Raw genomic sequence first — 15628 nt, 5'->3', positions numbered from 1 at the left:
CCCCACCGACACCACCCCCGACCCGACCGGCACCCCGACCGACAGCGGCACACCCACCCGGACCGACACCGACGGCGGTACCGGTCAGCGTCGAGACACCCCCGACCCCGCCGTTCTGGCGCGCGCCGACGAAGCCCTCCGCCAATGGCAGAACGACCCCGCCGTCCAGGTCAACATGGCCGGCATCGACCCCACCGGGAACCCGGCAGCCCCACCCGCGCCCGCGGACGCCGGCCAGGCCGTCTTCAACCAGCTGCGCCCCGCCCGGCTCGCCGGTCTCAACGACAGCTCCGTCCTGCCCCTGTTCAACGCCTACTACAACCACCGCGTCAACGGCTTCCCCATGGACGCCGTCACCGCGCCGTTCACCAGCGCCACCCTCTCCTCCGACCGGATGGCGCAGATCATGCGCGCCCAGTGGGACGCCTGGGAGCGGTCCGGCGCACTCGCCAACGCGCTCGCCCTTGCGGGCGTGCCGCACGGCGGCCCCGCCCAGGCCGGCGGCTCCGCGCGGGCGCAGACGTGGATCACCATCCCCGCGGACGTCAACGAACCGCCGACCAGCATCCACTACGAGCGCGACGTACGCCAGTACATCCCGGCCCGCCCCTGGAACGGCACCCCCGAGGAGCCGGGCGGCGTCGGCATGACCCGCCCCGCCCAGCGCTTCGAGAACAACCTCTCGGCCATTCACTGGGCCATCAACAACCTCGAGGACGGCCCGCTCGACCAGTTCCTGACCCCCGAGCAGCAGAACGCCGTCCTCGACTACACCAGCGACTTCTTCGACGTAGTCAACGACGCCCTGCGCGGCGACGGGACCGTCGCGAGCGAGCACGCCCCCCGCTTCTTCTTCACCGTCAACGGGCTCGAGGGCGCCGTCCACCGCCTCCCCCTGCCCGAAGCCGTCATCGTCCACCGCGGCGTCAACAGCGACTTCATCAACCAGATCGGCGGCGACGTCGACGACCCCGAGGCCATGCGCGGCCTCATCGGCACCGTCCACACCGACCCCGCCTACATGTCCACCGCCATGGGCACCCACGCCCCCGTCGAACGCGACGTCTACGTGATGCTTCGCGTTCCCAAGGGCTACCCCGCCATCAGCACCATCGGGTTCGCCCGCCAGGGGGCCGGGGAGATGGAACTCCTCCTGCGCCGCCACACCTCGTACGTCATCCACGACGTCTACCGGCGCGAAGTCGTCCAGCCCGAGAGCGGCGACCTGATGGACCTGTGGTTCATCGAGGCCGAGATCGTCCCCAACGGCTGGACCCCGCCCCCCGACTGGACCCCCAGCCCTCTCGGCGACGCCGAGTACACCTACCCGGAACGGGAGGACGACAGCAGCGAGGAGGAGTCGGACAGCGACTCCGACGTCCAGGTCTACACGGTCCGGACCGACACCGCCGGCTCAGGTCAGCGGGACGTCCCCGCCCCCGACCGGTCGGCCGTGGACGACGCCCGGGAGCGGGTGGCCCGGGCGCAGGCCGACGTGGCCCGCTTCGAGACCGACCTCGAAAACGCCCGGACCAACTTCGCCCTGCCCGAGACCGACCTGTACCACCTGGGCGGGAAGGTCGAGGCCGCGCAGCTGCGCGTGGACGCCGCCCGCGCCGAGACCGACCTCGCCAACACCCTCCTGGCCGACTCCCGAGGCGACCGCGCCGAAAGCGGCCGCCGCACCGCCCGCGAGGCCGCCGACCGCGCCCGCACCGAACTCGACCGCGCCCTCACCGACCTCGCCGACGCCCACCAGGCCTTCACCGACGCCGGCGGCACCTACACCCCCGACGGCACCCCCACACGCCCCCAACCCCCAACCCCCACCGACACCACACCCGACCCGACCGGCACCGGAACACCCACCCCGACCGAGACCGGTGACGACACCACCGAGCCGGAGTCCGCCTCCGACCGGGCGCGAGACGAGGAGAACCGGCTCCGGGCCCTCTCCTTCCTCCAGGCCCACGCCTCGAACGCCTCCCGGGACATCACCGCCTTCCCGGTATTCGACGACGCCGAGGACACCGAGGACTACGCCCTCGACGAGGACGACGACCTCGACGAACACAACCCCTTCGCCGGGTACGACGCCCTCGTCGAGGCCGGTGTCCTCGACCAGGACGACGCCGAGGACACCGAGGACCACACCCTCGACGAGGACGACGACCTCGACGAACACAACCCCTTCGCCGGGTACGACGCCCTCGACGAGGACGACCCCTTCGGCGGTGACGCCGACACCCGGGCGGACGAGGGTCCGTCGCCCTTCACCCTCCTACAGGACGCGGCCGACATCGTCCGCTCCGCCGTGGACGACCCCCGGAACCTGGGGGCCCCCGAACAGGTCCGAGAGGTCCTCGACCGGGTCGACACCCTCCTCGAACAGGCGCGTCCCTCTTCCGAAGACCTCTCCCCCGGCCAGAAGCGGGCCTGGGAGGTCGGCGCCGACATGCTCCGCGACTACGGCCGCTTCACCCTGGAGTCCCTGGGCTCCGCGAGCACCCTCGATGACCACACCCGCTTCGTGGCCGAGTCCGCGCGGCGGTTCAGGACCGACCCCGACAGCGCCCCGGCCGCCCTGCGCGCCTACCACGAACACGCCCGGGAACTCACCGAGGCCCTCGACTTCACGAGCGTCCCCGTGGCCGCGGGCGACCCGCGCCTGGCGCCCCCCGTCCCGGGCGCGGGCGACGCCCACGCCCGCGCCGTCCGGCACGCCCAGGACCTGCACGCGGTCGAAACGCAGATCCGGGCCGCCGAGTCCGTCCGCGTCGAGACGGCCGGCCTGACGGCGCTGCGCGACCTCGTGGCGAAGGACGCCGAGGCGACACGCGACGAGGTCTACCGCGCCGTAGAGGAGCTCACCGAGGCCGTCGAGCGCGCCAAGGAGCGCAACGAAGCGCTCGCCGACCTGAAGAAGCGCGCGGACGAGGCGTCGCACCGGTCGCGGGAACTCCTCGACCAGGCCGCGGAGGAGCGGCGCGTCATGACCGCCCGCCAACTGGAGCTCGCCGACCTGAGGGTTCCCCCTCCCGACGACGCCCCGCCCACCTACCCCGGCGAGCCCACCGACGCCCCCGACCACGACCGCCTCATCGACGAGGCCCACCGGCAGGCCGAGGAGCTGCGCGCCCAGGCCCGCTCGTACGCGGACTCCGCCGACGACGCGCTCCTGCACCTCACCGCCGCCCGGGAACAGTTCCACCAGGCGTCGGCCGCAGCCAACGACGCCCGCGCCCGCCTGGACCGGGCCGACGCCGGCCTCACCACCACCCGGAACCGGATCCGGCAGGCCGAGACGACCGCCGCCACCACCCGCGCCCGGCTGGACGAGACCGTCGCCGAACTCTCCGACACCCAGAACCAACTGGAGCGGACCCCGGACGGCGACACCGCCGCCCGCGACCGGCTGAACGAGACCATCACCGACCTCACCGCCGCCCGGGACCGGCTCCAGCAGAGGATCGCGGACGCCGCCGCCACCCGCGACCGGCTGAACGAGACCGTTCCCGACCTCACCACCACCCGGGACCGGGCCGAGCGAGAGGCGGCGGAGACCGCCACCACCCGCGACCGGCTGCGCGCGCCCGTCACCGACCTGGAGAACGAGTACACCCGCCTGCGCGAACAGGCCCGCGCCCTGCACGGCCGCGCGGACCTGGAACAGACCCGCGAACAGGCCCTCGTCCGCCAGCGCGACACCACCGCCCCCGACCCCGAACTCTCCCCCGAACAGCAGATCGACCAGCTCCGCCAGGAGGTGCAGGAACTCACCGCCCGGATCCTGGACCTCACAGCCCAGGCCCGGGACAAGCAGACGGAGTCCAGGGAACTGAACGCCGAGTTCCGGCAGGCCCTGGACGCCGGAAGGGACGACGCGCTCTCACTGGTGCGGAAGGCGGGCGTCACCACCACCGACCCCCTGGGCCTCGACACCGCCACCCGGCTCCGCGACCTGAGCAACGCCGAGACCGAGGCCCTCCAGCGGATGGACGACCGGCTCGTCTGGGAGGAGGAGCGGCTCGGCCGCCTCGAGGACAGGGACCAGAGCGCGGTCCGCGCCTGGGAGGCCGAGACCCTCCAGGCCAACGTCGACTTCCTCCTGGAGAGGATCCAGCAGAGCGAGACGGTCTCCGACGCCTACGTCCAGGCCGCGGCCCACGCCCTCCTCCCCCTGTCCGGCCCCGAGGCCATCGAGGCGTTCCTCGACCCCACCGACCCCGACACGGTCGAGGACTCCCGCTTCGCGCCCGGATACCGGTCGGACGACCGCTCCCTCGACAGGTCCGAGGACCCCGGCCCCGTCCCCGCCTACTCCACCACCGATACCTCCACCGATACCTCCGCCGAGCCGATGTCGGTGGAGCGGCGCGGCCAGACCCTGGCGCGGACCCGCCACGAGATCGACCAGCTCCGCCAGCGCCTGGACGAGACCACCGCCGAACTCGACCGCACCGCCCCCGACGACCACGCCGCCCGCGACGCCCTGCACGCACGGCGCGCGGACCTCGCCACCCGCCTCGAAAGCAGCACCAACCACTACCGCGCCCACTCCCGCGCCCTGCACCGGGAGCTGAACCCCGCCGCCTCCACCGACTCCGAAACCCGGCCGACCCCGCCCCCCGGCCTGGAGAACCTGCCGCACAAGCAGCGCCTCGAAGCCCTCGACGCCTTCCACACCATCGAACGGCTCCGGAGCGAGGCCGCCGAGCACACGACGTGGGCGGCCAACGCGCGCGCCACCGGCTTCCCCCACGAAGCCGACTGGCTCACCCGCGAAGCCGAACGGCTCACCCACCAGACCGACCAGTTCCGCGAGCCGCTCGACCGCATCGCCTGGAACCGCGCCGCCCTGGCACTGGCCGACGTCCTGTCCCCCCGCGCCCAGGACAACCCCTCCTCCCCCCGGGTCGCTCCCGAGGAATTCCGCGCGGTCTCCGCCTCCCTGCACGGCGCGAACCGCGCGGTCGCCGAGATCGCCCGGCAGACCCGGCAGGCCCAGGGTCCCGAGGACCTCCAGCGCGCCGAGGAACTGCTCGCCGACCTCGACGAACTCGCCCGAACGGACCGCCCCCGGCCCCAGGACCAGGAGACCGCCCCGGAGCTGGACCGGATCTGGGAACTGGCCACGGACCTGGTCCGCGACCACGGCCGCTCCCTGGTGGAGACGGCCCGAAACCGGCTCGCCGCCCCGGACGCCCCCGCCCCGCAGGACGGCCCGGCCCTCACCGACGACTACCGCGACCAGGCCCTGCGACTCGCCGACGCCCTCGGCTTCACCACCCGGGACCTGAACAGCGACGCACCGGACCTCGCTCCGCCGCTCCCCGGGGCGCGCGAGTCCTACGCACTCGCCGTCCAGCGCCTCCGCGACCTCACCGCGCTCCGCGGAGCGCTGCAAGCGGTCGAACTCCTCGGAATCAACGCGGCCGCCGAGCCGATCCGCGACGGCGTCAAGGAACTCGGCGCCGCCGCCGACAACGCCCACAAAGAAGCGGGCCGTCTCTTCGAGCTTTTCTCCGGCCCCGCCAGGGAGCTGAGGGAACCCCGCATCAGCGCTTCCGAACTGCGGAAGACCGCCGACGAAGCGCTGAGCGAAGCGCGGGAGCTCCTCACGCGGGCATCGGACCGGCGGCTCGAAGCGAGAGCCCTCGAACAGGAGCTCGCCGACATCGGGAACGGCTCCGCCGAGACCGCGCCGCCCTCCCTCCTCATCGAACAAGCCGTCCAGGAGGCGGGCCGGGCCGACGCGCTCCTCCCCGAACTCGTCCGCGCACAGCGCCAGCTCGACCAGACACCGGAGGACGACGCCGCCCGCGACCACCTGACCCGGACCGTCACCGACCTGGAGAACGAGTACGCCCGACTGCGCGAGCGGTCCCAGGTCCTGCGCCGTCACGCCGAGCTGCGCCGGAACCACGCGTACGACCCCGCCTTCACCGACCCCGGCCAACTCGGCCTGCGGATCCAGGAGGCGGTGGCCGAGGCCGAGAGCCTCTCCGCCCGGGCCGAGGAGCAGAAAGCCCGATACCAGGACCTGAGGGGCCGGATCCGGACGATCCTGGACCCGTACCGGGACAGCGTGCCCCAGCTCGCCAGGAACATCGGCGTGACCGCCGACGACGTCTTCAGCACCGAGGCGGCCGACCAGCTCCGCGACCTGTACGACGCGGAGACCGACCTGCGGTGGAACCACCTGGGTCGGCTCGAAACCGCGAGGAGTCAGTGGTTCGACCTGCGCGTGGACGCCAACCGGAGCGCGCGCCACACCTGGGACTCCGGGATCGCCCACGCCAACGTGACCCTCCTCTCGGAGCGGACCGAGCTCAGCGAGCGCATCAGGAACATCTACCACCGGACCGGGGAGTTCATCCGCCACACCCTTCCCCTCGACGATCCGCTGTCGCCCGAGGAGCGCGGCCGCCTCCTGGCGCGGACCCGCCACGAGATCGACCAGCTCCGCCGGAGCCTCGACGAGACCACCGCCGACCACGGCTCCCCCGCCCGCGGGGAACTGGAGGCGCGGCTCGACGAACTCACCCGCGACTACCACCGCCACTCCCGCGCCCAGTACCAGGCCCTGAACGGCGCCCCCGGCGTCCCCGTCCCGTCCCTGCCCGACACGAGGAACCTGCCCCCCGACCTGGCGGCCCGGGTCATGGACACCGCCAAAGCCGCCCACCGGCTCTCCCTCGAGTCCTACGAGTACCGGTCGTGGGCCGGGACCGCGCGCGCCACCGGCTTCCCCCAGGAGGCCGACTGGCTCGTCCGCGAGGCGGAGCAGACCAGGCAGCGGGCCGACGAACTCCACGAGCGGAGCCTGCGGGAGATCCCCGACGGCCTCACCGCGGCGATGGCCGAGGTCCGCGCCCGCATCGACGCCCAGCAGTCCCAGGACGACCAGGCCGGGACCGACCGGCTCCTGGACGAGTACCGCGCCCACGCGCTGGCGCTCGCCGGAAACCTCCGTCTGGACCCGGACGAGGACTTCGCGGCCCCCCTCGGCGCCGTCCCCGGCGGGGCCGCCGATCCACTGATCCAGTCCTCCTACCGGCAGGCGTTCGGGGCCGCGCAGGAGGCCGCCCTCCTGGAGGCCCTCGCCGAGACCGCGCGCGCCACCTCCTTCCCCCATCCGGACGAGCTCTCCACCCTGGAGACCGTCATCCAGCGGTCCCGTGACCGGGCCGACGAGGCGCTGCGGAACTACCTCCTCCGCTCCGGCCGAACCGACACCACCATCCCGACCAGCACCCGCGGAACCGACCCCGACGACAACGACGACCCCGGCGACGCCGACGAACCGGGAACCTCCGGAACCCCGTCCGTCCCCCCGGGCGGACCCGCCCCCCAGCAGGGCCCCTCGGACGCGGCCCCGGAAGCCGGCGGCCCGCCCGCTCCCGGCCCCGAACGGTCGCACACCCCGCCGAACGCGCCGGTCCAGGACGCCCCCGGCAGCGGCGCCACCGCGCCCACGACCGACACCGACGCCTCCGCCCCGTCACCGGACCAGACGGCTGGGACGCCCCCGGCCACGGTGGTCTCGAACCTGCCTTTCTCCTTCCTCGAGGCGTTCGGCCGGGGCCCGTTCGCGAAGCCGCTCGACCCCTTCACCGTCGACGTCGGCGGGGACCCGGTCCTGGTCCGCGTCGACAACGTCATGCACGGACCGTTCTTCGAGTGGTCCCGCGGCACCACCAGCCTCACCGGACGGCTCGTCCCCACCGTCGAGACCGTCGTCGACGGGCAGCAGGCGCTCGCCGCCGAGGTCACCGTGGACGGCCGGAAGGCCCTCGTCACCGACGTCGTCGTCGACGGCAGGAGGGTCCCCGTCGGCGACGCCGTCGCCAACGGGCAGAGGGCGCACGTCACCCACGTCGTCGTCGACGGGCGCAGGGTCCCCGTCGCCGAGGCGTCCCTCGACGGGCAAGGGGTCCCCACCGCCGAGACCGACGTCGACGGGCGGCCGGTCCACGCGGCCGAGACCGTCCTCAACGGGCCGGACGTCGACACCACCGAGGTCGTCCTGCGCCTGCGGACCATCGGCCCCCCCGGGATGAACCCCGAAACGGTCATCGGGGCCCAGGAGACCGTCACCAACGCGCTGAAGTCGCTGGTCGACGGCGGCCGCACCGTCACCGACCCCGACGGCACCACCCGCACCGTCCCCTACACCCTGCGCGACGGCTCCGTGCTGCGCCTCCGCGTCGAGCACGCCGGCCCCGCCACGAACCCCGACTCGATCCACGCCGACCTGGTCCTGGACCGGTTCGACACGGCCTCCCCGCCTGCGGGCGCCACCGACCACACCACGGCCGCGCCCGAGGTCCTGACCCGCTTCGGCCTCACCGAGTCCACCGAGTCCCAGGCGAAGCGCGCCACACCCCTCAAGGACGCGAACGGCGCCCCGCTCCCGCTCCCGTCCCTCCCCCCGAGGGTCACCGCCGTGTCGCTGGACCGGATCGGGCAGATGACCGTCCGGCACTCCCACGAGTCCGCGCCCGTCCACACCGGCCTGGCCCGGCCCTCGGACTGGGAGGACAACCGCGCCCCCGGTCTCTCCCACGTCATCGACTCCTCCCCCGACACGTCGGACGTCGTGCGTCTGGCCCCCTTCGACGTCCGGCGCGAATCCCGAACCGCGCAGCCCGCCGACGCCGTCGGCCCGCACACCAGCGGCATGTCCAGGACAGTCCCCGGGAACCCCCCCGGGGCCCCCGAGAGCTTCCAGGCCGCGCGCCTGCGGTCCTACACCGCGGGTAACGGGCGCGTGCGCTTCAGGCTGGACCGCATCCCCATCGACCCCGACAAGCAGGTTCCCGGAGGCCCCACCCACGTCCGCGAGTACACCGTGCGCGTCCGGTTCGAAAAGAACGGCGTCGACGACGCCACCGCCGCCCGGCGGCTGGCGGCCGCCCAGCAGGCCATCGACCGCGCCCTCAACGGGCGCCACCGCGTCACCGAACCCGACGGCACGCTCGGCGACCAGGTGCACTTCCGGCTCCAGGACGCCTACGACTACGACCTCGGCCCGAACGACTTCTCGGGTCCCCCGCACACCACGGTGGGCTGGCGGCCCACGGACGCCGACGGCTCCGTCCCCCGCAGCAACGCCAACAACTGGGCCGTCGACGCCGCCGACAGCGTCTACGTCCACGAGTTCCTGCACCTGCTCGGACTCCTCGACCGGTACCCGGAGGACTTCCGGGACCGGGCCGACGGCAGCGCCCTCCGCTACCGGGCCGACCGCTCCGGCGTCGACCACGACACCGGCAACGTCATGGCCTCCGGGCAGTTCCCCGCCGGTCTGTCCCGACGCGACCTCGAATTCCTCGACGCCATCACCCGGCACGTCCTCGACCGCGAGAGCGGCGGGCCCGGCGCCTACCACCGGTACGCGCCCTTCCGCGTCGCCGACCTCCCCGAATTCTCGCGCCGGCAGATCCTCTCCGCGCTGGCCACCGGTCCCCGCCTGCCGTCCGGCCTCCTCCTCGACGCCTTCGGCGCCTACTACGACCACCATGTCCGCGGCCGCAGCCTCGAACAGGTCAGGGAGGACCTCCCGGCCTTCCCGCCCCCGGCCGACCCCTCCCTCCAGGACCTGGAGGCGCTGTGGCAGCGCTGGAAGGACAACGGATCGCTGGACACCGCTCTGACCGAGCTCCGCGACTCCGGCGTCCCCACCGACCCCGCCCCCCGGCTGGACGGCCTGGACACCGCCGCGGCAACCACCCTGGACGACGCTCTGACCCCCGGTTGGAGCCCCGTCCCGGGCGACACCCCGGACACCAGGCGGGCGGTGCTCGACGCCTACTACCAGCACCGCGTGCACGGCCGAGACATCGACGCGCTGGTCCGCGGGAACCCCGGGAACCTGCCCGGTTCCACCCCCGAGGAGAAGCGCGCCGCGCTGCTCGACCAGTGGGAGCGCTGGCGGCTGAGCGGAGCCCTCGGCGCCGCCACCCGGTTCCTGGCCGACCAGGGCTTCCCCCGGCCCTCGGACGGCTGGTCCCGGGCCCTCGACCACCCCGTCCCCGGCAGCGCGCTGCGCCCCGAGGACTTCCGCGTCGACCCCCGGCACGCCGACCACGGCCACCCCCTCGGCAGCACCCCCGTCCCCGAAACCGCCGGTTCCACCGCCGACCGGCTGGCCGAGCGGCTGCGCGCCGACAACTACGAGCTCACCGGGCGCAGCCGCGAAGCCGTCCTCGCCCAGATCGCCCACCAGCTCACCGGCCCTCCCCAGCTCGGCCCCGTCACCGTCCCCGTCAGGCTCCGCGCCCTGAGCTACCGCATGGGCAGCCATTTCACCGACGACGACACCGGAACCATCCGCGTCGAGGCCAAGGGCCAGATCCGCGACGCCGCCGTCACCGTGGAGACCGTCCGCGGGACCCCCCGGGTCACCGGAATCCGTGACGGGGGCTACGGGCAGCCCGACGCCCACCGCTTCCGGGCGACCGCCGAGACCCCCGCCGACCTGCGGGCCACCGTCCGGTACGGGAAGCACACCGTCACCGCCACCGGCGACCGCGCCACGATCACCGAGGAGTTCCCGGCCTCCCGCCTCCTCTCCGACGGCCGGACCGTCCCGGGCGCCGCCGCGACGCCCCCCGACAACGGCCTGGCCTGGACCAGGACACCCTCCGGCGGCTGGGCCGAGACCCCCGTCCAGGACCTCCTCGACACCGTCCTCGACGACCGGGAGTTCAGGGCCCTCGCGCTCCCGGCCCTGACCCGGGACTGGAACGAGTTCGACCTGGGGGACGCCCCCGACACCGTCCTCGCCCTGCTCGGCGCCTACTACCAGCACCACGTCCAGGGCCAGGACGTCGACGCCCTCGTCCGCGCCGGCTCCCTCCCCCTCCACGACGGCACCCCCGAGGAGAAGCGCGAGACCCTCCTGGGGCAGTGGGAGAGGTGGCGCCGGAACGGAACGCTCCGCGAAGCCCTCGACCTGCTCACCGACCGGGGCCTGCCCACGCCGCGCGGAGGCTGGGACACCGCCCTGCGCACCCCCGCGCCCGGAGCGGCCGCCTCCCCGGCGCCCCCGCAGCCCTCACCCGTGAACACCTCCACGGGGAACGGCTCCGTGGAGACGACCCCCCCTCCGGAGCCGAGGGGCAGGGGCACGGGGTCGTGGCGACCGGAGTGGGACCTCTCGGAGGGATCGTCCTCCGACGGCCGGGCCTCGTACGGCTCTTCCGGCATGCGAAACGGGCGTTCGCCGTTCGCCACCAACTCCGAGGCCGTCACCTGGCTCAAGGAGCGCTTCCCCGTTCCCGACCTGACCGACCAGCGGAAAGCGTACGTCTCCTACTACCGGGCCCACGGCAGCGCCACGATCAACGACGAACTGCTGAGCGGGCGGTTCCCCGACGCCGCGACCCCGAGCATGCGGACGGCGGTCGAAGCACTCGACTCGGCCATCGGGAGCAGCCCGGCCCCCGAGTCGGTCGTCGTGTACCGGGGGTTCAACAGCGACCTCGCCAACCGGATGGGGACGTCGGTGCGCGACGCCGACGGCATGCGGAACCTGGTCGGCCGGGTGCACACCGAACCGGGGTACATGTCGACGTCCGTCAACGTCGACCCCGACTACAGCGGCCGCAGGATCTACGTCATGTTCCGGCTCCCCGAGGGCTACCCGGCGCTCAACGCCGAGGGGACCGCCCGCAACGGACAGGAGAACGAGCACGAGATCCTGGTCAAGCGCGGCGCGACGTTCGTCGTCCACGCCGTCAGCGGATACACCGACGCCTACGGGGGGACCTCCTGGTTCGTCGAGGCCGAGCTCGTCCCCGACGGCTGGACCAAACCCGCCGACTGGACCCCGTCCCCCTACGGCCTGGCCTACGACCAGGTCACGGGCCTCGCCCGGGACTCCTCGTCGCGGCTGCCCTTCCGGAGCGACCCGGACACCGAGCCGTCGATCGGGTCGTCCCCGCCCGTCGGGGACGGGAACCGCGTTCCCACGGCGGCCCCGTCCGGGGAGCCGGACCCGCTGGAGGAGTACGCCCTCCGGCCCCTGCGCGAGGGGCTGGCCGACCACCTCGGCCACGAGGACGCGCTGCGCCTGTTCTCGGACTACTACGACTACCACCGCGAGAACGCCGGCATGGAGACGATCGCGCTCCGGTCCGGCCAGGAGGTCGGCGACCGGACCAGCGAGGCGGAGCGCCTCGGCGTGTGGGACTACTGGCGCGAGTCCGGGGCGCTGCGCACCGCGCTGGAGCGCCTGGCCGAGACCGGCGCGATCACCGAGCCGCCGAACGGGTGGGGGGCGCTGCTCGAACCGACCAGGAACACCAGCGGTGTGCCCGACCGGCTGGCGGAGAGGTTCGGCAGTGTTCCGGGGCAGGAGCGGTCCTTCACCGTCCCCACCCCCGACGGCACGCCGCTGCGCGCCACCATCCGCCAACGCGACGCCCTGCCCGGCCACCTCGACCACCCCCGCATGGAGTGGAACCGCACCACCGACCCCGACACCGGCACCCCCGTCACCGAGATCGTCCTGCGCCTGCGCCGCCCCCAACAACCCGCCTTCGACACCCGCGACGCCGAGACCACCCTCGTCGAGCAGATGCAAGCCGTCATCGACAACGGCCGCCCCGTCATCGAACTCCCCGAACCCGGCCAGAACGGCGAACGCCCCGCCCCCACCCGCACCGTCCCCCACACCCTGCGCGACGGCTCCCGACTGCGCCTGCGCGTCGAACTCGTCGACGCCGACCACGACACCCAGCAGATCCACGGCGACCTGACCTGGGACACCACCACCCAGGACACCACCCCGCAAGACCTGCCCGACCACACCAGCGCCGTCCCCGAAGTGCTGTCCTGGTACGGCCTCACCGAGACCGCCGACGCCCAGGAACAGCGCGGCGCCCCCCACCGCAGAGACCCCCGCGACCCCGACAACGTCCTGCCCCACACCACCGAGGTCACCGCCGCCTCCCTGTCCCGCCTCGGCCGGATCACCGTCCGCAACGACCGCCCCGCCGCACAGGTCCACACCAACCTCGCCGACCCCGACGACTGGGAGGCGCTGCGCGACACCGTCCCCGCCGTCCAGACCGGCACCGACGACGGCGCCTCGGGCGTGGACGTCGACTCCCCGGAGATCAGGCGCGGCACCGTGCCCGCCAAGCCGTACGACGAGGCCGACCCCGACACCACCCGCGAGGTCCGCGAGGTCCCCGACCACCGCGACGGCGACCCCCAGTGGTTCCACCCGTGGAAGCCGAGCACCTTCGAGACGAGCCCCCGCTACGAGGAGCGGCGGATCCCCATCCCCGAGGAGACGCGCGCCCGGATCGCCGAGGAGACCGGCACCGACCTCGCGGACGTCCCCACCCACGTCCGCGAACTCACCCAGCGCGTCCACTTCGAGCCCGGCGGCGTCGACCCCGAGACCGTCCAGCGGCACAAGGACGCGATCCGCGAGGACCTCCGGCGCAGGATCAACGGGAAGTACCGGTTCGCCGACACCGCGGGCTCCGGCAGCGGGAGCGGGGGCCGGCGCCCCGCGCCGCGATACGGCGACCAGTTCCACGTCCGCGTGGAGTTCACCGACGACCCCGGCGTCACCGGTCCCGTCCACAGCCGCGTCGCCTGGACCGACGACCAGGGCTTCCGCACGGACAGCGGCGTATGGAAGACGGACGAGAAGCCGCAGGTCTACGTGCACGAGATCCTGCACCGGTTCGGTCTCCTCGACGAGTACGCGGAGAGCTCCCCCCTGGGCGACCCGAGCGTCTTCCGCGCCCGCCCCGACCTCGGCAGGGTCTCCGGCGGGGTCTACGGCGTGAACGAGAACAACATCATGTCGAGGTCGCGGGGCGCCACGGCCCGACTGCGTCAGCACCACCTCGACCGGCTCGACGCCCTCACCCGCCACGCCGCCGAACGGGGGCAGGACCACCAGCCGCCCCTGCGCCTCTCCGACCTGCCCGAGCCCCAGCGCACCCGGATCGCCGACGAACTCCTGCGGGACCTCGACGAGGGCTCCAACGCCGAGCACGCCCTGACCGTGTTCGGCGCCTACTACGACCGCCACGTCCACGGGCGCGCGCCCGGACAGGTCGTCGAGGACTACCTCGCGGCCACCCAGTCCGGCCTGGCCCACGCGGATCAGGGCTACCGGGGGTCCGAGATCCTGGAGGGGCTCGAGGACACCTGGGTCTCGTGGCACCGGAGCGGCGCTCTGGACCGGGTGCTGGACCGGCTCGACGCCCTGGGGGTGAGAACCGCCCCCGCCCCCCGCCTGGACACGGCGTCCGAGGCCCTCACGGGGGACCTGCTCGACGTGCTGGGGGCGGACTGGGACCTCCCCCCCGCGACGGACGGCCGCCGGAGCACCACGCGGGACGTCTTCTCGCTGTTCGACGCCTACTACCAGCACCAGGTCCACCAGCGCGGCCTCGACGCCCTCACCCGCGAGAACCGCCGCGCCCTGCCCGGGGACACCCCCGAGCAGAAGCGGCAGGCGCTCCTGCGCCAGTGGGAGGCGTGGCGCCGCAGCGGCGCCCTCCGCGACGCCACCGGCCTGCTCACCCGGAACGGCTTCCCCGCGCCGGGCCACGGCTGGGAGCAGTCCCTCGCCCGCCCCGTCACCGACGCCGCCCCGCAGCCCGACAGCGGCCCTCGCGGCGACTGGACCAGGACGGGGACCGGCTGGGTCCCGACCTCCACGGCCGACGGCACCGGCTCCCCGGACACCGGCCCCGCCCGGCCGGGAACGGGCGACGCCGCGCCGCGGCCCTCGACGCGCGGGCCCGGAACGGACGACCGGCGCGCCCCCCGGCCGTCGCAGGCCGACGGGGAGACGGCTCCCGGGGAGAGGCTCGGCGCCACCCCGGCGGAGAACCTTCCGAGGCCGTCGGGGAACGAGAACCCGCTCCCCGACTCGCCGGGCGCGCGGCGGGAGGGGCCCGGGCGGACCTCCTCTGACGCGGACCGGCCCTCCGACGGCGTCCGGTCGCTGTCGTTGGCCCGCGAGTTCGGCGACCTGGCCCGCGCCCAGATCAGGGAGGCCCTCGCCAGCCAGGTCGAGGCCGGCCGGCTGGCCTCCGAGGCCGCGGCGGCCCGCGCCGCCGACACCCCCGACGCGGACCGGCTCGAAGCGGAGGCCGCCGCCGCCCAGGCGCGGGCCGACGAGGACCTGCGCCGCTACCAGGCGACCGCCGCCGCCCAGGCGCACGCCCTCGGCGCCGGCGCCGACGTCACCGCCTTCCCCGTCAACGTCGATGCCGACTCCGACGTCGAGATGGCCGACGGCCACGACGCCGCCCCGGAGGACGCGGGGGAGGCGCCGGCTCCGCATGACGGATCGCTCCCCGCGTCCTTCGCGGCCTTCGGACAGGCGGCCGTCCTGGTCCGTTCGGCCGACACCGCCCGGAACCTGGGGAACGGCGGCCGGATCCGAGAGGTCCTCGACGAGGTCGACGCCCTCCTCGAACAGGCCCGCCCCGCTCGGGGGAGCCTCCCGCCGGAACTGGCCCGGGCCTGGGAACTGGGCGCGGACATGGTCCGCGGCCACAGCCGGTTCGTGCTGGAGAGCCTGCGGACGAGCGGCGACTTCGACGACCACCGCAACTTCCTGGAGGAGTCCGGGCAGCGGGTC

At 74.1% G+C, this 15628-nt stretch carries 1 protein-coding gene (running past both ends of the window); it reads left to right on the top strand.

The whole window is internal to an ADP-ribosyltransferase gene (locus tag EV190_RS16120) on the top strand: the coding sequence, 49458 nt in all, runs 21746 nt past the left edge and 12084 nt past the right edge, and what appears here is coding positions 21747–37374 (codon 7249, partial, through codon 12458, complete); the first complete codon in view begins at position 2. The start codon and the stop codon both lie outside this window.

Origin of the sequence: Actinorugispora endophytica (genome assembly GCF_004363075.1) — a bacterium.
GTDB lineage: Bacteria > Actinomycetota > Actinomycetes > Streptosporangiales > Streptosporangiaceae > Actinorugispora > Actinorugispora endophytica.
This window is presented reverse-complemented; position numbering and strand designations above follow the sequence as displayed.